This is a genomic window from Actinomycetota bacterium (genome assembly GCA_009923495.1).
In the GTDB taxonomy this organism is placed as follows: domain Bacteria; phylum Actinomycetota; class Actinomycetes; order S36-B12; family UBA5976; genus UBA5976.
Genome location: RFTJ01000002.1, coordinates 35,321 through 54,289, shown reverse-complemented (window position 1 = coordinate 54,289; position 18,969 = coordinate 35,321). Strand labels below are relative to the sequence as shown.

General features: G+C 49.5%; 24 protein-coding genes and 1 tRNA gene. 11 read left to right on the top strand and 14 right to left on the bottom strand.

Going from position 1 to position 18,969, the window contains the following annotated elements:
- Positions 1-53: 53 nt before the first annotated feature.
- Both EBS36_01425 and EBS36_01420 read left to right on the top strand, forming a co-directional pair.
- Complete coding sequence (locus tag EBS36_01425) at positions 54-1,013, top strand: aldo/keto reductase (GenBank protein NBU31820.1); 960 nt, start codon at positions 54-56, stop codon at positions 1,011-1,013.
- The gene (locus tag EBS36_01420) at positions 1,010-1,198 is read left to right on the top strand and encodes a hypothetical protein (GenBank protein ID NBU31819.1); all 189 of its coding nucleotides are present in this window, start codon (positions 1,010-1,012) and stop codon (positions 1,196-1,198) included. Before EBS36_01425 ends, EBS36_01420 begins: the two co-directional genes overlap by 4 nt.
- 28 nt (positions 1,199-1,226) lie before the next feature.
- On the opposite strand, the gene EBS36_01415 is transcribed toward EBS36_01420, so the two are convergent.
- Positions 1,227-2,546, bottom strand: a complete 1,320-nt coding sequence (locus tag EBS36_01415) for a M20/M25/M40 family metallo-hydrolase (protein ID NBU31818.1) — start codon at positions 2,544-2,546, stop codon at positions 1,227-1,229.
- A gap of 89 nt (positions 2,547-2,635) precedes the next feature.
- Between EBS36_01415 and EBS36_01410 the strand changes: the two genes are divergently transcribed.
- Positions 2,636-2,719, top strand: a tRNA-Leu gene (locus EBS36_01410).
- A gap of 50 nt (positions 2,720-2,769) precedes the next feature.
- On the top strand, positions 2,770-3,684 hold the full coding sequence (locus EBS36_01405; protein NBU31817.1) for a rhodanese-related sulfurtransferase: 915 nt from the start codon (positions 2,770-2,772) through the stop codon (positions 3,682-3,684).
- Here EBS36_01405 and EBS36_01400 read toward each other — a convergent pair.
- Genes EBS36_01400 through EBS36_01385 form a run of 4 tightly spaced genes read right to left on the bottom strand, consistent with a single transcriptional unit; the run spans position 3,677 to position 6,489 of the window.
- Entirely contained in the window at positions 3,677-4,513 is an 837-nt protein-coding gene (locus EBS36_01400) for a hypothetical protein (GenBank protein ID NBU31816.1), read from the bottom strand. The genes EBS36_01405 and EBS36_01400 overlap by 8 nt on opposite strands.
- Positions 4,510-5,199, bottom strand: a complete 690-nt coding sequence (locus EBS36_01395) for a hypothetical protein (protein ID NBU31815.1) — start codon at positions 5,197-5,199, stop codon at positions 4,510-4,512. The genes EBS36_01400 and EBS36_01395 overlap by 4 nt, the downstream gene beginning before the upstream one ends.
- 19 nt (positions 5,200-5,218) lie before the next feature.
- Positions 5,219-5,773: a LemA family protein gene (locus EBS36_01390; protein NBU31814.1), complete on the bottom strand. Its 555-nt coding sequence runs from the start codon at positions 5,771-5,773 to the stop codon at positions 5,219-5,221.
- Positions 5,774-5,829: 56 nt separating this feature from the next.
- Complete coding sequence (locus tag EBS36_01385) at positions 5,830-6,489, bottom strand: uracil-DNA glycosylase (GenBank protein ID NBU31813.1); 660 nt, start codon at positions 6,487-6,489, stop codon at positions 5,830-5,832.
- Between the two features lie 106 nt (positions 6,490-6,595).
- On the opposite strand from EBS36_01385, the gene EBS36_01380 reads away from it, so the two are divergent.
- A complete protein-coding gene (locus EBS36_01380; GenBank protein NBU31812.1) occupies positions 6,596-7,021 on the top strand; it encodes a DoxX family protein in 426 nt (141 codons plus the stop codon).
- An 80-nt stretch (positions 7,022-7,101) separates the two neighbouring features.
- Positions 7,102-7,707, top strand: coding sequence for a hypothetical protein (locus EBS36_01375; protein NBU31811.1), 606 nt, complete (start codon positions 7,102-7,104; stop codon positions 7,705-7,707).
- On the opposite strand, the gene EBS36_01370 is transcribed toward EBS36_01375, so the two are convergent.
- From EBS36_01370 to EBS36_01360, 3 genes are read right to left on the bottom strand one after another with little or no spacing between them, the layout of a single operon-like run.
- The gene (locus EBS36_01370; GenBank protein ID NBU31810.1) at positions 7,704-8,240 is read right to left on the bottom strand and encodes a DUF4916 domain-containing protein; all 537 of its coding nucleotides are present in this window, start codon (positions 8,238-8,240) and stop codon (positions 7,704-7,706) included. The two genes, EBS36_01375 and EBS36_01370, sit on opposite strands and share 4 nt — an antisense overlap.
- Before the next feature lie 11 nt (positions 8,241-8,251).
- Positions 8,252-8,500: a LapA family protein gene (locus EBS36_01365; protein ID NBU31809.1), complete on the bottom strand. Its 249-nt coding sequence runs from the start codon at positions 8,498-8,500 to the stop codon at positions 8,252-8,254.
- 60 nt (positions 8,501-8,560) lie between these two features.
- Positions 8,561-9,376 (bottom strand): ABC transporter ATP-binding protein, encoded by an 816-nt coding sequence (locus tag EBS36_01360; GenBank protein ID NBU31808.1) that lies wholly within the window; start codon positions 9,374-9,376, stop codon positions 8,561-8,563.
- Positions 9,377-9,567: 191 nt separating this feature from the next.
- Between EBS36_01360 and serB the strand changes: the two genes are divergently transcribed.
- Positions 9,568-10,791, top strand: a complete 1,224-nt coding sequence (gene serB, locus EBS36_01355; protein NBU31807.1) for a phosphoserine phosphatase SerB — start codon at positions 9,568-9,570, stop codon at positions 10,789-10,791.
- A gap of 32 nt (positions 10,792-10,823) precedes the next feature.
- Here the strand turns inward: serB and EBS36_01350 are convergent, their stop codons facing one another.
- The gene (locus tag EBS36_01350; protein NBU31806.1) at positions 10,824-12,191 is read right to left on the bottom strand and encodes a sensor histidine kinase; all 1,368 of its coding nucleotides are present in this window, start codon (positions 12,189-12,191) and stop codon (positions 10,824-10,826) included.
- Positions 12,188-12,823, bottom strand: coding sequence for a DNA-binding response regulator (locus EBS36_01345; GenBank protein ID NBU31805.1), 636 nt, complete (start codon positions 12,821-12,823; stop codon positions 12,188-12,190). The genes EBS36_01350 and EBS36_01345 overlap by 4 nt, the downstream gene beginning before the upstream one ends.
- Positions 12,824-13,007: 184 nt before the next feature.
- Between EBS36_01345 and EBS36_01340 the strand changes: the two genes are divergently transcribed.
- The gene (locus tag EBS36_01340; GenBank protein NBU31804.1) at positions 13,008-13,487 is read left to right on the top strand and encodes a hypothetical protein; all 480 of its coding nucleotides are present in this window, start codon (positions 13,008-13,010) and stop codon (positions 13,485-13,487) included.
- Positions 13,488-13,558: 71 nt separating this feature from the next.
- Here EBS36_01340 and fabI read toward each other — a convergent pair whose 3' ends face one another.
- The 3 genes from fabI to EBS36_01325 all read right to left on the bottom strand — a co-directional run bounded on the left by fabI (position 13,559) and on the right by EBS36_01325 (position 15,306).
- Positions 13,559-14,332 (bottom strand): enoyl-[acyl-carrier-protein] reductase FabI, encoded by a 774-nt coding sequence (fabI, locus tag EBS36_01335; GenBank protein NBU31803.1) that lies wholly within the window; start codon positions 14,330-14,332, stop codon positions 13,559-13,561.
- A 7-nt stretch (positions 14,333-14,339) separates the two neighbouring features.
- Positions 14,340-15,032, bottom strand: a complete 693-nt coding sequence (locus tag EBS36_01330) for an SDR family oxidoreductase (protein ID NBU31802.1) — start codon at positions 15,030-15,032, stop codon at positions 14,340-14,342.
- Between the two features lie 61 nt (positions 15,033-15,093).
- Positions 15,094-15,306, bottom strand: coding sequence for a dodecin domain-containing protein (locus EBS36_01325; protein NBU31801.1), 213 nt, complete (start codon positions 15,304-15,306; stop codon positions 15,094-15,096).
- 72 nt (positions 15,307-15,378) lie between these two features.
- Between EBS36_01325 and EBS36_01320 the strand changes: the two genes are divergently transcribed.
- The 3 genes from EBS36_01320 to EBS36_01310 all read left to right on the top strand — a co-directional run bounded on the left by EBS36_01320 (position 15,379) and on the right by EBS36_01310 (position 17,265).
- Positions 15,379-15,678, top strand: coding sequence for a DUF3099 domain-containing protein (locus tag EBS36_01320; protein ID NBU31800.1), 300 nt, complete (start codon positions 15,379-15,381; stop codon positions 15,676-15,678).
- 9 nt (positions 15,679-15,687) lie between these two features.
- The gene (locus EBS36_01315; GenBank protein NBU31799.1) at positions 15,688-16,443 is read left to right on the top strand and encodes an SURF1 family protein; all 756 of its coding nucleotides are present in this window, start codon (positions 15,688-15,690) and stop codon (positions 16,441-16,443) included.
- Positions 16,444-16,509: 66 nt separating this feature from the next.
- Positions 16,510-17,265 carry a Bax inhibitor-1/YccA family protein gene (locus tag EBS36_01310; protein ID NBU31798.1) on the top strand — a complete coding sequence of 252 codons (756 nt, stop codon included), beginning with the start codon at positions 16,510-16,512 and terminating at the stop codon, positions 17,263-17,265.
- Positions 17,266-17,304: 39 nt separating this feature from the next.
- Here EBS36_01310 and EBS36_01305 read toward each other — a convergent pair whose 3' ends face one another.
- On the bottom strand, positions 17,305-18,903 hold the full coding sequence (locus EBS36_01305; protein NBU31797.1) for an ABC transporter ATP-binding protein: 1,599 nt from the start codon (positions 18,901-18,903) through the stop codon (positions 17,305-17,307).
- Positions 18,904-18,969: the final 66 nt, after the last annotated feature.

The following is an 18,969-nucleotide window of genomic DNA, read 5'->3' as shown; positions in this document are numbered from 1 at the left end:
GACACACGCATGCTCTACCCAACTTTTAGTTACTCCAACGCTAGCGTGAGTTTATGGAAGTTCGGGCACTGGGTAATAGTGGCTTGTTCGTGTCCTATCTCACGTTAGGCACCATGACTTGGGGTCGTGACACAGATGTTTATGAAGCCCGAGACCAGTTCAACATCTTCTACGATGCTGGTGGTCGCTCGATAGATACAGCAGATGTCTATTGCGACGGTGCATCGGAAGAAATTGTTGGTGAATTTCTGCGTGATTTCCCCGATGTAGTTGTGGCGACGAAAGCTGTTGCAGTACCGGATCCTCGGAAGCGCGACGCTAGTCGCCGGCATTTATTAGGCGCTATTGACAACTCGTTGCGTCGATTGCGCCGCAATCATGTTGACATCTGGTATCTGCATGCCTGGGATCCGCTAACTCCAATAGAAGAGACTCTGAATGTTTGTCAGTCAGTGATTGATAGTGGTAAGGCTCGCTACATCGGAATCTCAAACTACACCGGCTGGCAGACTTCCTTGGTTGCTACTTTGGCCAAAAACCAAATTCCGTTAGTAGTTTCCCAAATGGAGTACTCACTTTTGGAGCGCGGGATTGAGCGTGAAGTGATACCGGCTAGTAAACACCACAATCTCGGAATTGCTGCTTGGTCTCCAATCGGTCGAGGGGTACTTACGGGAAAATATCGACACAATACTCCTGCGGATTCTCGGGGCGCTTCTAGTCATTTTGCAAACTTTGTTGCTCCCTATCTAACAGATCGGGCAAAGCGTGTGGTAGAGGCACTAGCGGTTGCAGCTGATGGATTGGGTCGCCCAATGCTCGACACAGCCCTTGCTTGGGTCTTAGCCCAACCACGAATAGCTACTGCGGTAGTTGGTGCTCGTACTGCAGCACAAATGCGTGGCATTGTTGCAGCAGATCTATCGGAGCTACCTGATGGAATTCAATCAGCACTTTCAGATGTTTCAGCGCCGGCAAAGAGTTACCCTGAGTATGGATGGAGTCAATCATGAGCGCAGTATGGGATTACACCGAACTTAACTTCAGTCGCCATGTCAGTCGTGGCGACATCAAGTCGCATCTAACTATGCTTGCTGAGATCGAACGTTGGGAAGTTGACCGGGTTCGCGTGTTTAGTGATGGGCGACGATGGGTGCGGTTACGGCGAAAGATCTATCACCTGCAACGGACTGCTTAATCTTGAACCTTAGAGTTGACTCAATCGGTTAAGCCAACTCGATAAATCTGTCCATCACGCGCATGCCGAATTCCAGTCCAGCTACTGGGACTCGCTCATCAACGCCGTGGAACATGGCTGAGAAATCTAATTCTGGTGGCAACAACAGTGGCAGAAATCCGTAGCAGTCAATCCCTAATGTGCTAAAAGCTTTGGCATCCGTGCCACCGCTAACCGTGTATGGAACAGGCCTACCTAGTGGATCTTCGGCCCGAATTGCTGCGTCCATTGCGTCAACGATTTGCCCATGAAATGGCGCTTCAACAGCAATGTCGTTGATTACGTCCTCACGGTAAACATCCAACGGCAATAGGTCGTCGATTTCCTTAAGTAATTCGGCTTCAAAGCCCGGTAAGAATCTGCCGTCAATCATTGCTGAAGCTTCGCCTGGAATCACGTTGTGTTTGTAGCCGGCATTAAGCATGGTTGGATTTGCTGTGTTTGACAGAGTTGCTCCGACAATCCGGGCGATAGGTCCAAGGTGAGCAAGCAGTGTTTCTGGATCGTCGATTGATAATTCAATCGCTAAAGCATCGGAGACTGCTTTTATGAAATCTCTAACCGTAGGAGTCAATAAAGTCTCAAACTTATGATTTCCTACTGCCGCCACGGCTTCAGCCAACTTGGTTACTGCGTTGTCATCGTTTAAAAACGAGCCATGTCCTGCGGTGCCTTCAGCACGCAGTTTCATCCAACGAATACCCTTTTCCGCAGTCTGAACTAGATAAAGCCGAATGTTCTCATTTAGTGTCAGACTGAATCCGCCCACTTCACCAACGGCTTGCGAGACGTTCTCAAACATCTCTGGATGTTTGTCCACCAGCCAATGAGACCCATGCCTACTTCCAGCCTCTTCATCTGGCATGAACTGAAGGACAATGTCGCGGGGTGGAACGTAGCCACTGCGCGCCCAATGCCTTGAAAGCGCCAGGATCATCCCGACGCCATCCTTCATGTCAACTGCTCCTCTTCCCCAAATGCAACCATCATGAATCTCCGCACCAAATGGGTCGTATGTCCAATCTGTGGCTGCGGCTGGAACAACATCAAGGTGTCCGTGCAATAAAAGCGCAGATCTACTGCTATCTCTACCTGGGATTCGGGCATAAACACCTTGGCGCTTACTGCTTGTCGTTTCGTACCTAAGTGCATCTATCCCCACGGATTTCAGCGAGTGTTCAACATACTCAGCAGCCAGGGCCTCACCAGGACCAGAGTCATCACCGTAGTTAGAAGTATCAATTTTGATTAGATCAGAAACAATCTCAACAATTTCGGAAGTAAGGTCACCGCTCGATTCGTTTGCCATAACCTAAGTTTGGTGCAAGCGTGGTGAAAAATGTGCTTCATTTGAGTCACTTCCCATTTGCAGGTATTCTTGCGAAGTTACACCAACAGGTCCGGGTGGCGGAATCGGTAGACGCGCTAGCTTGAGGTGCTAGTCCTCGCAAGGGGATGGGGGTTCAAGTCCCCCCTCGGACACAGGAAATCAGCGTTTTCAACTCTTACCAGATTGGTAATAAAATCAGGCTATGGTCAGAGATTTACCGAAAATCATTCTCTACTACGGGTTCACACCTTTGGCCGATCCAGACGCCATTCGATTATGGCAAGAAACCTTATGCGATTCACTTGGGCTCAAGGGTCGCATCATTATTTCCCAGCACGGAATTAATGGCACTCTTGGTGGTTCGATGGACGATCTGAAAACGTACATCGCCAAAACGAAGAATTTTGCCCCATTTAAGAAAATTGACTTCAAGTGGTCAGAGGGGCTGGGCGATGACTTTCCTCGGCTAAAGGTCCGCGTCCGAGATGAAGTTGTAACCTTTAATGCTGCCGACGAATTAGAGGTTAATCAACAAGGAATTGTTGGCGGTGGCAAGCACTTAACTCCAGAGCAAGTTCACGAGTTAGTCGCGCAACGGGGCGAAGAAGTCACTTTCTTTGACGGACGAAACGCATTTGAGGCTGAAATAGGTCGTTTCAAGAACGCAGTTGTTCCGGATGTAGAAACCACTCGGGATTTCATTGCCGAACTAGATAGCGGAAAGTACGACCACCTAAAGAGCAAACCTGTCGTTACTTACTGCACCGGTGGCATTCGTTGTGAAGTGCTCTCTTCCTTGATGGTCTCGCGTGGTTTTGAAGAGGTATATCAAATCAAGGGTGGCATTGTTCGTTATGGCGAAACTTTTGGTGATGCTGGCTTTTGGGAAGGCGCGCTATATGTATTCGACAAGCGAATGACCGTTAATTTCAGCCAGGACGCGAAGGTTTTGGGAACTTGTGAGAAATGCCAATCCCCTACGAGTTCATTCTTTAACTGTGCAAACTTGGCATGCCGAAAATTGATCTTGTTGTGCACTGACTGTGGCGCAAAGGTAGCCAACGATCCATGCGATCACACCGAAGCAACAGCGCCATCACCGCAGCTAACTAATTAAGCCACCAATTCAAAATTTGTGGCAAGCGTTCACGCCAAGCCGGCTCACTGTGATTCGTACCCTCAAAAACATGTGCCTGTAGTTCGTGGCCATCTTGCCAGCCTCGCGATCGAAGAAGTTCAGCAGCGCGCTCGTGTAGCCCTTCGTACATGGCATCGAGCTCTAAGTCGCCACGGTCAATCCAAATTCGAGTGCGCGGCTCGGTCGAAATCCGATTTATCACCGCCGGAATAATTTCAGGATCCCAATAAGCCCAGTGAGTTGACAACGACAGAACGGTTCCGTACAAGAGCGGATAAATGCTGGCCGCGTACAGACTTGTAATGCCGCCCATGCTGGAACCTGCTAACGCGGTGCGCTCTGGCGCTAAGTCTATGTTTAGCAAGTGAACCACTTCTGGAATTATTTGGTCAGCAATCATCGCGTGATACTTATCTGCAAAAGCCTCGTGTTGTTCAGTTTTGGCGAACTGCAGGATTTCACCCCAAAGTTTTGGTTGCTCTTCAAGTACTTGTTGAGGTGCAAGCTCAAACATTCGCACTGCCGGGAAGTCCGGATTTACCAGTCCCCAGATGCCAATAACGACCGGCTTGTCGGCCGATGATTCAACAGCCCCAACGACGCCCCAAGAGTTTCCAAATGACGATTGTTCGTCCCAGAACAAGTTTTTACCATCATGCATAACCAGCACTGGTGTGCTAGGACTTAGGTCGGCAGGCACTAAAACATCAACTCGATGGTCCGAAAAGATTTTGCTAAAAACCTGTGACGAACTTGGGATTGCGAGTTCCTGTGCCCCCCAACCATTCTCGATAAGCCGTGAACTCATTTAGCCGGACCTGACCCTTCCATTTGCCGCAATAATGCGATTCGCTCTTCAATAGGTGGATGTGTTGCAAAAAGCTTGCTGGTCGTGCTGCTATCAAGCGGAGATTCAATCCAGATGTGGGCAACCGCGTTTGATCGCTGCTCTACCACTGTGCTGTCTTGCGCCAGGGTTTCTAGGGCACGCCGTAAACCAGTTGGGTTACGGGTGAAGGCAACGGCAGTCGCATCTGCAAGAGATTCACGCTTTCGGGAAATCGCCGAACGAAGTAACAGGGCCGCAATCGGCGCGAGAATAACGGCAACTAAGCCAACGATGGCCCCAATTGCATTACCGCGACCTGTGGCAAACGCATTCGGCGCTGGATCCTCGACAATGGCGACCTTCGGCATTGGAATGCCAGCGGCTATCACGATCTCCTGAACAAGATTGAAAAGTTGCGGTGCCGAGTCGTGATCGATAATTCTGGCCCCGGTCATGGTCATGACCAACTTGTCCGAGTTGTAATAGGAGCCCCAAACCATGACGAGAGCGAAAATTACTGCCATTGGAAAAAGGGCTGTGCCGCTCTGACCCAGCCATAAACCGACAGCGTAAATCAAAACGATCGTGACAATGGCCATCCCAAAGAGTAGACCGTAAGTTTTACGCTGGTTGCTGGCTTGCTGCGCGTGAAAGTCTAAAGACATCTATTTGTTAAGTTCCTAATTAGAACGAAACTTTAGGAACGTCACGCTTTTCTGGACTATCCACTTCGTAGAAGTCTCGCTTTACAACCTTTGCTATCCCACCAAAAAAGTTGGTAGGTAAAGTGACCAGCGCCTGATTCAATTGACGAACCCGGTCGTTGTAATACTGGCGAGCGAAGCCAACCTTATTTTCGGTAGTTGATAGCTCCTCCTGCAGGGCGATGAAGTTTGCTGACGCCTTTAAATCTGGATAGTTCTCAGTAATTGCCAGTAAGCCGCGTAACGCGGAAGTGAGTGAGCCATCAGCAGCAGCCACTTCATTGAATCCGTGCGCTTCAGTTGCCGCAGAACGCGCTTCAACGACTTTTTGCAACACTTCGGACTCGTGAGATGCATACCCTTTTACGGTCTCGACCAAGTTCGGAATTAGGTCGGCTCGACGTTGTAGTTGTACCTCGATTTGGGCAAAGGCCTCGTCAACTTGAACGTTCAAGCGAGTCAGTTTGTTGTATTGAGCAATGAAATAAATAGCTAGCAGTACGACAACAACTAGCGCAATTAGGGTTAAATCCATGCCCCAATTGTACCCAGGGAAAGGCGAAATCTAACCTGCTAATTGGCAGAGTTGCCTCACCAGTTAATCGGCGTACGGCCTTGGCTTAGCAGCAACCGGTTCACCTGGCTAAATGGCCTTGAACCAAAAAACCCGCGGTAGGCACTCAGCGGACTCGGGTGCACTGACTCAATCACCAACCCAGGCTTGAACTCAGCGCGCAGAGTTCGAGCTTGCTGCCCCCAAAGCACTGCTATTACCTCTGGATTAACCCGACTGACAGCTCTAACCAACTCAAGCGTGATTTGCTGCCAGCCAAAAGTTTTATGGGCCAGTGACAAGCCAGACTCGGTAGTCAATATTGAATTCAGCAGTAGGACTCCCTGCTCTTTCCAAGGTTCCAGGTTTCCATCACGAACCTGCGTCTGGCCAATGTCAGACTCCACTTCTCTCAGAATGTTCCTGAGAGTTGGCGGCAGGCTTGCAGATCCCGTTGGAACACTAAATGCCAATCCCGTGGCAAATTCCGGGTTGGAATAGGGATCTTGGCCAAAGATCAGTACAGACACAGAGTTGGGCGACTCAGGCAAGGCGGCAAAAACTTGAGCAAAGGCAGGTACCACATCAACACCAGATTCAATCTGAGTCATTAGCAAGCGATTTAATGTCTTAAGTTGGGGCCTGATTGCGATCATCTGATCTTGCCAGCCTTTAGGCAAAAGTGACCACAACTCCATGCCTAAAGCATATTGGGCTCAACGAGCCGACACGCACGCCTTGCCTGATTCCAAACCAGTTGACTGCTAATTTGGCAGTAACCACCGAGCCTTCTTGGGAGCTTTCATGGAAACTTTATTATTCGTCAGTCGAATCTTCTTCTCACTACTTTTTGTCGTCTCTGCAATCAATCACTTCACAAATATCAAAGGGATGACCGCCTACACGGCCTCTCGCGGAGTGCCTGCAGCAAAGTTAGCGGTTTTGTTGAGTGGAGTAATTTTGGCAGTGGGCTCAATTTTGCTAATCACCGGTTATTGGGCTGACCTCGGTGCTTTACTTCTTTTGGCCTTCTTGATTCCAACGGCCCTTCTGATGCATCCGTTTTGGCGCGAAGAAGATCCAATGTCCAAAATGAATGAACAGATTGCATTTATGAAGGATCTGGCTCTAGCTGGTGGCGCACTGGCAATCTTTTCTTTCTATGCCATTGCTGCCAGCGTCGACACAGTCACCCACGGAGCACTTTATGGCTGGCCGTTATTCCATTAAGAACCGAGCTGTCGGCTAGATAGCCTAAACAGGTGCATACTGAACGATCTATCAAGACTTTTCACGCCCGCCGGGGACGGATGACATCAACTCGGTTACAGCTAATTGGGGACGTTGTACCCAAATTTCTGTTGCCGAGTTCGAAAGAGCAGATAGATCTGCGAACCTACCTAGATTCAGACTCGGTAATTGTTGATTTTGGTTGCGGTATGGGTGATGCCACAATCTCACTGCTTAGGGCAGGCAATGCGGTACTTGCAGTCGATGTTCATACCCCGGGCATTTGCCGAATTGCCCAATGTGCTGAATCCATGGCATCTGCGAAATTGGCTCTAGTCTTCGGCGACGGTATTCCAGCTCTTGCTTCTGGTTTGGCCCGTTCGAGCATCGACACTTTTTTAGTGCTATTTCCAGACCCGTGGCCAAAAGCCAGGCACCACAAGCGACGGCTAGTGCAGTTAGATTTTCTTGACTTGATTGCATCGCTTTTAACAGGAGATGGCCGATTAGTAATAGTTACCGATGACCAAAGCTACGCCGAGCATATTTCGCAAATTACTTCGCAATGTTCAAGCTTGCATTTGACGGCAAATGACGTTGATGTCCCCCACACCCGCTTTAGACAGAGAGCGATAAACCTTGGAAATCAAATTTCCACTTTTACGTTGAAACCTGCTGGCAGTTAAGGTAACCGGCCAGCATGCGCCAAAGCCAACAGGACTAACCGATCCTGCCCACCCGTCATTTCCGCTCGAACCTGATCGGATACTGCTTCGGCGGGTGTTAGCCACACTAAGTCCAAAGCGTCTTGATTCGGTAAACAATCACCGGCAACTGGAACGATAAATACAAGTGAAACAGCATGTTGTCGGGGGTCGTGAAAACCAGTTACTTCTGGGTTTGGGAAATATTCGGCTACCGTAAAGGGGGCTGGCTGCGGTGGTATTTGCGGTAGCGCCATTGGGCCAAGATCTTTCTCAACATTTCGCAAAATCGCGTCGCGTACTCGTTCGCCATACATAACTCGCCCAGAGACAACAGCGCGACTTATTGACCCGTCTGGTCTGCCACGCAGCAAGAGGCCCACGCTGGTAACTTCACCGCGCTCATCAACCCGTACCGGAATGGCCTCAACATAAACGATAGGAAGTCGTGCTCTGGCACTATCTAACTCATCCGAACTGAGCCACGATGGGACGGCCTCGGTAATTTCAGTCATGAGAAATCTGCCTATGCCGTGGGTTTACGAAACTTACTGATTAGCCAGGTCCATACATCCCGACCAAAAAATGCCCCAAGTAAAAAAGTAACAAGTAGTACCAGCCACGTCGGCCAAGTGAATTCAAAGATCAGGAATTGCCAAGTCATTTCCTGCATATTCTTGAGCTGAATGAAGAATATAATCACTAACGCAGTAACCAAAAGTTTGGCAACTAGGCTCCAATTTATCTCGTACTTCTTAGGAGTTTGCTCGCTCATGGATAACCTTTCCTTCGACCTACTACCAGAGTAAAGGTTGCATCAGCGCAACTGCGGTATTTAGTTAGAGCGTGCCCGCCTGCCCTTACTCGGTGTCCGACCACGGGCATACCATCGATCATCCACAAATTCCACGGTCAACGGCGCGCCAAAGGCTCGAGACATCGGACTTGTAGCAATTACCTCTTGTACTGGACCGATGGCTGAAATTTTGCCATTTGCAATTAACAGTGCATCAGTGAAGTTGGGAGGAATTTCTTCAACATGATGGGTGACCAAAATGATCACTGGTGCGGTTGGATCGGCAGCAAGTCGAGATAACCGAGCAATTAGATCCTCACGGCCGGCTACATCTAGGCCGGCCGCAGGCTCGTCAAGCAATAACAGTTCCGGATCAGCCATAAGTGCTCGCGCGATTTGCACCCGCTTACGTTCCCCTTCAGACAATGTTCCGATTAAGCGGCTCGCTAAATTTTCTAGTCCCCAAGCCCGCAACATGGCATGAGCACGAGCTATGTCCAAATCTTCGTATTGTTCGCGCCATCGCCCAACTACCCCATGAGCGGCAGTGAGAACAGTATCTAGAACTGTCTCTTTTGGCGGCATTAGTGCCGAAACCGCAGCGCTGCTAATTCCTATTTGGGTACGAAGTTCTCGCACATCGGTGCTGCCCAATTGTGCATCGAGAATGGTTGCTGATCCGGAAGTTGGGTGCAAGTAACCTGAGCAAACCTGCATCAAAGTTGTTTTTCCTGCCCCATTTGGACCCATAACAACCCAACGCTGACCTTCACTTACCTGCCAACTGAAGTTATTCAAAATGGGGTTATTGCCACGCAGAACTGTCACCTCACTGAGTGAAATAACCTGTGCCACATAGCAAATGTAGCGCCATTAGGTACAGATATGGGACAGCGCACCCAGCGTTTTCGTGCGCTGCTTAGCATGTCGTAGTGCAGTGGCTCAAGTTCTACCCTGCTCTTAGGCACGGTTTATCTCATGTCCAGGTGACGGTTAGTTGACTGTGAATTCTTGTTTGCTGCGTTCGCGGTCTAGGCTTATCACTTATGACAGATGTTCTAATACTCACAGTCAGTGGTAAAGATCAGCCAGGTGTAACCGCTGGTCTCACCACTACATTGTCGGAATTGCCTGTCTACATTCGCCAGTTGGAGCAAATTGTGCTTCAAGGTCATTTGATTCTGGGAGTTTCTCTGATGACTAGAGAGGCGCATAATCAAGCGATTTTCGCCCAGGCCACGACCTTAGCCGAACAATTCGCTCAAACGCGCAACCTAAGCGTAGCTTCTCGAGTCCTTCATAACGACGAACTTTCCAGTTGGCGCGAACATTTAATCGTTACCGTCCTAGGCGCCCCGCTGTTGCCCGCATCCGTTGCTTCGATAACGGCAACGATTGCTCAGGCAGGTGGCAACATTGACCGTATTCGCCAGGTAGCCACTTATCCAGTCACTGCTGTCGAATTTGAAGTCGGTGGCGTTAGTAAAGGCACCCTGCGTGACCAGCTTTCCGCAGTCGCACGTGAGAACAAAATTGACATCGCGGTTCAAGAATCTGGTCTAGATCGGCGTGGAATTCACTTAATTGTGATGGATGTCGATTCAACCTTCATTCAGCACGAAGTTATCGAATTGTTAGCAGCCCGAGCCGGCGTTGAAGCTCAGGTCGCTGACATTACTGCGCGAGCCATGAACGGTGAATTGGATTTTGAGGAATCGCTACGGCTACGAGTAGCAATGCTTAGAGGCTTACCGGAATCTGCACTGACTGAGGTGTTGTCGGAAATCAGTTTCACCCCTGGAGCCAAGACTCTAACTCGCACTCTGAATCGAATTGGCTTTCAGGTTGCATTGGTCAGCGGTGGCTTTATTGAGGTTGTCAAGCCACTTGCTGACGCATTGGGAGTTACAAATGTTCGTGCCAACAAGCTTGAAATTGCAGATGGCGTCTTAACGGGTGAACTTGAGGGACCAATCATTGACCGTCAAGCGAAAGCCGAGGCTTTACGCGAATTTGCGGCACATTATGGCATCCCGATGTCGCGCACAATTGCGATTGGCGATGGCGCTAATGACCTAGACATGCTCAATGAAGCGGCTCTTGGCATAGCTTTCAACGCTAAACCATTTGTTCGCGATGCTGCACACGCTTCTGTTAACACCCCGTATCTAGATACCGTTCTATATGTGCTCGGTATTACTCGTGAACAGATTGAACGCTCGGATGCAGCTGAAGGCATTGAGACACCAGCGCCTGAGGTTCCAATCTAATTTCCCTGGTCAAATTGTGCAGAAAATCCGCACTAGATGTCCTTGGCTATTGGTAATTTTATCAAGGTCTCGTGGCCACCCAATTCACTTCGCTGAAATACTAGCGTTCCTGTGTGGGCATCAACTACCGCCTTTATGATGCTCAATCCCAGCCCTGCACCACCAGAAACTCTGGATCTTGATTCATCGAATCGTTCAAACGGGATCGTTTCCTGTGATGTATAAAATTTCTGTGGAAGACCTGGGCCTGCATCTGCGATTTTGAGCACAGCAAATCCGTCAGACTCTTCTAGCGAGACCTGTACATGGACATCTTCGTTCGTGTGCCTTCTTAAGTTGCTGAACAAATTATTTACGAGAACCCGCAACAATTCATTAGAGCCAAAAACTAGAGTTTTTGGGTGAACACTCGAATGGACAAGCCGGTTTGGTTGAAATGAAACTAAATCGGCTAATTGTTCCGCTAACAGCTCCGACATGTTCACGGCGGTGAACTCAACTCTCGGGAACTCACCAAGCTTTGCTAAAAGCAGTAGATCATCAATGAGTTTGTCCATACGCATGACTTCACTTGCAATGCGAGTAAAGGCCCGTTGTTGCTGGTCGGTTGGCGACTCGACCGAGCCAGCAACTATTTCCGCATATCCCCTAATGGCGGTTAATGGCGTGCGGAGTTCATGTGATGCATCACTAAGAAAATTCTGCATAGCGAGGTGAGACTGCTTTTCGCGATCTATTGCGTTCAGTAGATTGCTAACCATCACTTTCATTGATTTAGTTAACTCGTCAACTTCCGAATTACCGTGGCTGTCTGGCAACTCAGTGTCCGTCTTCCCTGTTGCAATCAATGTTGAATTCGCAGCAAGCAGCTCTATTTGCCGAACGTCTCGTTTAATCAAACGGTTGATTGCAAGAATTCCAACACCTAATGCAATCAAAAGTGCGATGACGAACCACCGAACTTGTGCATTTCGTTGGGCTATAACCTGAGCAGTGCTGGCCGCGAAAATTACATACTCGCCATCGCCGATTTTCACAGATCTAATTCGACCTGGCTCGTTTGCCAAAGTTGCAACTATTTGCTGATTTGAGTTCAGCAATTCTGCTCTGGATGGGGTTTTACTGAGAAGGAATTCGTTCTCTACCAAATTAGTAAGTTCTCCAGACTCGGAAACATAGGAAACGCTTGTTGGGATATCTGATTGATTGCCAAGGAGAAGAGCAGTACTAAGCGCCCGATCAAGAGACTTGCCCAAGATGGTAGCGTTTGCATTCAGCCTTTGATCAATCTTTGCTATCTCATTGAAGTAGCTACTTGAGACTGCCGCTACGCCTACCGAGACGCCCACCACCGTAATGACCAACCCAGCGACTAGAGTGAGTTTGCGTTGCAACTTCACGCAGGTTCTTCTATCGTAAATCCGATGCCGCGAACGGTGCGGATACCTTGGAATCCGTCTCGGTGCAGTTTCTTGCGCAAATATGAGATGTAAGTATCCACCACATTTGTTGAGGTCACAAAATCAATCTCCCAGACCTCTGATAAAAGTTCAGATTTACGCACAACCTTATTTTTGTTTGTAATCAGCAAATCCAAAAGCTTAAATTCCGTTGGCGAAAGATTCATTAGGTCGCCGTTAAAAGTGACGGTAAATGTGTCACGATTAATTTGGATCGGTCCACAGGAAAGAGTCTGGGGTAACAGATCGACTCTGCTAGTCCTGCGCAAAATAGCCTGGATTCGCAACATCAATTCTTCAAGCCCGAATGGTTTTTTCACATAATCGTCGGCCCCTAATTTCAGGCCGTGGGTTACATCATTCCTATCTGTCTGGGCGGTTAGCAGAATCACCGGAACTTGATTCTCTGCCTCTCGCAGTTTTTCAAGTAACTCGAACCCACTTAATCTAGGCATGTTTATATCGGCAACAACTAGATCGAATTGCTGTGTTCGCAATAGTTCAAGTGCGCGCACTCCATCATCGGCAACAGTTGGTGTGTAGTTAGATATTTTTAACGCATCGAAGAGCATGTCTCGCAGTGACTCTTCGTCATCAACAACCAAAATTCGACCCAGCGACACAGCCCTCACCCCTGCTCTAATGGTAACTATTGAATATTCATTCGCAGGAATTCCAAGTCTGCTTCACAGTATTTTCTAAGAAATAGCGTGGAATACTTAAAGCAAGATAACAGCGCGGACTAAGGAGTCCATCATGAAACTCAAAAAACTAGTTCCAGCCCTTGTAGCGGTATTTGCGCTATCACTTTCGAGTGCATCGGGCGCGTTTGCCCAATCCACTAACGCCGTTACAAAATCAGGGCACGGGCATAAGGTTGCTATTACTTCGCAAGAGGCGATTACTGCTTACCAAACTGCCGTACTCACCTTCACGGCAGCAAAAGCGGCTGCAGACGCAGCGCCTACTGACAAGGTGCTGGCGAAGGCTGCTAAGCGTTCCGCAAAAGAGATGAAGAAGTCTTACCGAATCGCGCGAACTGTAATCGCTAAGAATTTTCACAAAGCCGTTCGTGATGCCAAGAAGGCCTACCGAGCAGCCGTAAAGGGCAGGAAGGATCAGGCAGATGTTGTGGCTGCGGCTAAGGCGGCTAAGGAGTTGGCTATCGCGCAAGCGACGACAACCCGAGACAGCGACATGACGCTACTTAAATCACTTCGTCCGACTAAACCATAATTGTGCAAATTGAAAAGTCCCCGGCTTAACGCTGGGGACTTTTTGTTTGACAAGCCTACGGTCGCGGAGGCTTACGGTCCGCCCTGACTGTGCACGCCGCCATCAACATGAATGATTTCTCCAGTGGTCGCTGGGAACCAATCTGAAAACAACGCAACGCAAGCTTTTGCTGTTGGCACTGTATCGCTGGTATCCCAACCCAAAGGTGCTCGCTTTTGCCACAATGCCTCGAAGTCCTCAAAACCAGGGATCCCGTTTGCCGCCGTGGTCTGCAACGGACCTGCTGCAACTAAGTTAACTCTGTGACCTTTGGGGCCAAGCTCTCGAGCTAAGTACCGAGTCGTCGCCTCGAGGGCTGCTTTGGAAACACCCATCCAGTCGTAATACGGCCAAGTTACCGTGGCATCAAAATCTAAACCTAGAATCTGGCCTGCACGACCTTCCATCATTGGCAGGCATGCCACAGCCAATGACTTGAATGAAAAAGCAGATACTTCCAATGCAATCCGAACGTCCTCCCAAGGAGTGTTCAGGAAGTTGCCGCCTAAAGCAGAAGTCGGAGCAAAAGCGATTGAGTGCAGAACGCCGTCAAGGTGTGGCATGTATTCCGCTAATGCGGCAGGCAGGTTGGCCAAGTCGTCGTCGTTCGTTACATCTAGTTCAACTAAGGCCGGCTCGACTGGCAACTTGGCAGCGACACGCTTGGTGATGCTCGCCACTCGACCGTAAGACGAGAGCACAACATTGGCGCCCTCTTCTTGGGCAATCTTTGCCACATTAAAGGCAATTGATGACTCTTTGAGCACGCCTGTTACTAATAAATTTTTTCCGTCAAGAATTCCCATGATTGTCCTAGTGTCCCATACCTAGTCCGCCATCTACGGGAATGACAGCACCCGTAATGTAGCCTGCAGCGTCAGAAGCCAGGAAAGCTACCGCATCTGCCACCTCAGCTGGAGAGGCGTAGCGACCTAGTGGAACATTCGTGAGAATCTCATTCTTACGGTCCTCAGACAAATCAGCGGTCATGTCAGTGTCTACAAACCCCGGTGCAATTACATTGCAGGTGATGCCGCGAGAACCCAACTCGCGCGCTAGCGACCGAGCTGCGCCTACCAGACCTGCTTTCGATGCTGCGTAGTTAACTTGTCCTGCTGATCCCATGAGGCCTACGACGCTGGACATCAGAATAATTCGACCGCTTCGAGCCTTCATCATGGCTCTGGCGGCTCGGCGGGCAACGCGGATCGCGCCAACCAAATTGGTGTTTAATACATCGTTGATATCGTCATCGCTCATTCGCATAATTAGGCCGTCACGAGTGATACCAGCATTGGCTACGGCAACTGCTACTGGACCCCAGGTCTGCTCAATCAGGTCGAAGGCTGCATCAACGCTGGCACTGTCAGCAACATCACACTTGACCACATTAAGTCCAGCGATGGGCTCACCAGTGCGACTAGTTACAACGACTGTGTCACCATTTGCTACGAATTTCTCGGCGATAGATTTGCCGATTCCGCGGTTACCGCCCGTAATAAGCACAATTCGACTCATAGGTACAAGGTTAGTCGCCCTCGCAAGCAAATCCACGATTGGCTAACCTTTAGGCGTCTTCTAGACGAAAACCCACTTTCATGCCGACCTGAAAGTGAGCAATCTCACCATCAGTGATGTTGCCTCGAATTTCAGTGACTTCGAACCAGTCTAAATGTCGCAAAGTTTGTGAAGCTCGATTAATTCCATTGCGGATGGCTTTATCAACGCTTTCGGGCGATGTGCCAACTATCTCAGTGATGCGATATGTGCGATCAGCCATGCTATCTCCCAGATGCTATTTATTACTTATGACCGTAGCCTAGAGGTAGTAAATCTGTTTTGAAGGTGACTTATGGCGACTGAACCGGAAGTGTATGCGATTACTGAGGTGCAGTCTGGCACATCAGAAGAGCAGAAGCGGCGCCAGCGCACTTATCTAGTGGGCATGGGGATGCGCACTCTTTGTTTCGTAGGTGCGATAGTGGCAGATGGAGCCCTGCGCTGGGTTTTGGTGGCGGGCGCAATTTTGCTCCCATATCTGTGCGTGGTCCTTGCCAATGCTGGTCGCGAACGTGGACTTGTTGCAATGCCAACTGCTTTTTCTCGATCGAGCAGTAAGGCAATTACAAGTTCCACGGATGTAGAACAGTAATCTGGCTAGGTGTTTCGGTTTCTGCTCGCGCCCAAGTGGCTGGCAGTCACCCTTGTCGCGTTGCTATTACAGCCCGCTTTTTGGGAACTCTCGCAGTGGCAATGGCGACGCTTGCACCAACGAGAGCAGAGCAATTCCATCATTGTGAAAAATCAGAGACTGGATCCAGTGGCCCTAGAAGATTTGGTAACTGTCTCAAATTCAACTACGACAATTGACGCTAGCTACCAGTGGCGCACAGTAGATGTGGTCGGTACTTGGCTAACAGACAAGCAGGTTTTGGTTCGCAAACAATCTTATGAATCGAATCTGGGATTCTGGGTCCTCACCCCATTTGTAGCCACCAGCGGGGTGCAAGTACTGGTCAACCGCGGCTGGATACCGGCATCAGGTTCCGCTACTGATAGCCCAATAGTGCAACGACCACCTGTTGGATCTTGCGAACTACTAGGGCGAGTTAGATTGACCAAAGATCGTAAATCCGACAAGCCCACGGATTTACCTACTGGCCAGGTGGATGGCATTCAACCCGATGAAGTCTTAGACGGTGCTAATCTTGTGTCCAATGCCTATCTGGAATTAACAGCGAGCACGCCGCAAGCACTTACTCCAGATCTCCAGCCAATCCTTGCCCCAGAAATCTCTGAGGGACCGCACCGCTCTTACGCCTGGCAGTGGATATTCTTCGCCATTATGACTCTAATTGGCTGGGCTATTTTGGTTCGTAAAGAATTACAAGATCGTAACAAAACGGCCCACGACTAGAGGTGTAAAACCTGCATTTCTGGGTAAAGTAAACACAAGTTCTCAACCCTCTTAGGAGTCAATTAGATGGATTCACGTAATCCTGTCTTGAAAAAAATTAAGGCCCCAGTCGTATCCGATGAAGAATTAGCCCGCATTGTAAATGGCGGCCAGTTAGCCGGACAAGCCACACTCGTGGATGTCATCACGAATAGCGCCAAGGTTTTCGGCTTGGTCATCGTAGGCGCAGTTTTCGGCTGGGTGCAGGCGGCGAACAGTCCAATTATCGTCCTAGGGTCCTTCGCCCTCGCCCTCGTCCTTTCGCTGGTAAACACTTTCAAGAAGCAAGTTTCCCCCGCCTTAGTTTTACTCTATGGCGCGGTTGAAGGTGTGGCTCTGGGTGGAATTAGCCGCTGGATGGACACTGCCTACGGGCCAGGAATCGCACAGCAGGCACTCATAGGCACCATGACAGTATTTGCCATCATGTTGGGGCTGTATCAGTCAAAGATCATCAAAGTGAACGGCAAGTTCATGAAGATGTTCAGTATTGCTATGTTCTCCTATTTCGCCATTGCGATCGGATCACTCGTAGCCAGTTTCTTTGGCGTCGGGCAAGGTTGGGGTTTCAATGGAGTTGGTCAGATTGGCCTACTCCTGTGTGTTGCTGGTGTTGGATTAGCGGCCTTTTCCCTCGTGGTCGACTTTGAAGTCATCACTAATGCCCTAGCCCAGGGCGTGGAGCAGCGGGAATCATGGCGCTTGGCCTTCGGACTTACCGTATCTCTGGTATGGCTTTACACCGAACTTCTGCGCTTATTGGCAATTCTCAACCGCGATTAACTACTTTGCCTTGGCCTAGTGAATACGTAGCCATACCTACTAGGCCAAGGCAATCAAGTCTAAATAATCTTCATTCCACAAATCTTCTACGCCATCTGGCAGGAGAAGCACGCGTTCTGGTTTGAGTGCGGTTACCGCTCCCTCATCGTGTGTGACCAAGACAACTGCTCCTTCGAATGTGCCTAGCGCATCCAAAATCTCGGCTCGGCTAGCTGGGTCTAAGTTGTTGGTTGGCTCATCGAGCAATAACACATTAGCTGACCCGACAACTAACATTGCCAAACTCAATCGCGTTTTTTCACCGCCTGAGAGTACGCCAGCTGGCTTACTCACCGCGTCTCCAGAAAAAAGAAAAGAACCAAGCACACTTCGAATTTGTGCATCCGAAAGATTGGCTGCAACTGATGTCATGTTCTCCAGGACTGTGCGATCTTCATCCAGAGTTTCGTGCTCTTGGGCGTAGTAGCCAATCTTCAAACCGTGGCCAGGTTCTAGTTGTCCGGTATCAGGTTGGTCTACCCCTGCCAAAATCCGAAGCAGTGTAGTTTTTCCAGCTCCGTTTAATCCAAGTACCACTACCCGAGATCCGCGGTCTATGGCCAGATCAACATCGGTAAATATTTCGAGTGATCCATATGAGCGACTGAGGCCAGTGGCCATCAGTGGAGTTTTACCGCAAGGAGCTGGCGTTGGAAATCTGAGTTTCGCTACTCGATCTGACGCCCGCTCAGCTTCTAGACCCTCAAGTAATTTATTGGCTCGTTTTTGCATACTTTGGGCGGCTTTAGCCTTGCTGGCTTTCGCTCGCATTTTGTCTGCCTGGAATTGCAGGGCACTAGCAGTTCGTTCTGCATTAGCCCGCTCACGTTTTCGCCGTCGTTCGTCCGATTCTCGAGCTTCCAAATATTTCTTCCAGCCAACGTTGTAGACATCCAGAACCTGACGATTGGCATCCAAGTGAAATACTCTATTTACGGTGGCTTGCAAAAGTTCGACATCGTGACTTATCACAATCAGTCCACCAGAATGATTAGCAAGAAATGAGCGCAACCAGACGATTGAATCGGCATCTAAGTGGTTAGTCGGCTCATCCAGGAGCAAGGTGTCTGCACCACTGAACAAAATTCGAGCCAATTCAATCCGTCGCCGCTGACCGCCCGAAAGGGTGTTCAAAGTCTGCGTCAAAGCCGCAGGTGAAAGACCGAGTGCTCCAGCCAGTGCAGCAGCCTCACTTTCGGCAGCATAACCGCCAGCCGTTTGAAACTGCGCTTCCGCTGTTGTGTACTTGCGCATAGCCTTTTCACGAATGGCCTCGTCATCGCTAGCCATGTCGATCTCAAGTTGACGCATCCTAGAAATAATCTGATCTAATCCACGAGCGCTTAGTATTCGGTCCCGCGCAATAACATCAAGGTCGCCGGTGCGCGGGTCTTGTGGCAAATAGCCCACGGTGCCGCCAGCGACAACCTGCCCAGCTGCCGGTTGACTCTGACCGGCAAGGACTTTAGTCAGGGTTGTTTTGCCTGCGCCGTTGCGGCCAACTAGGCCAACTTTATCGCCGGCATCAATTCGAAAAGTAGCGCCAGCGAGCAAAAGCTCTGCGCCCGCACGCAACTCAATATCAGTGACTTGAATCATAAATACCTCTGAGGATAGAAAATGGAAAACAACTAATGTGATCGCATTAGTTCAGTAGAGGCATAA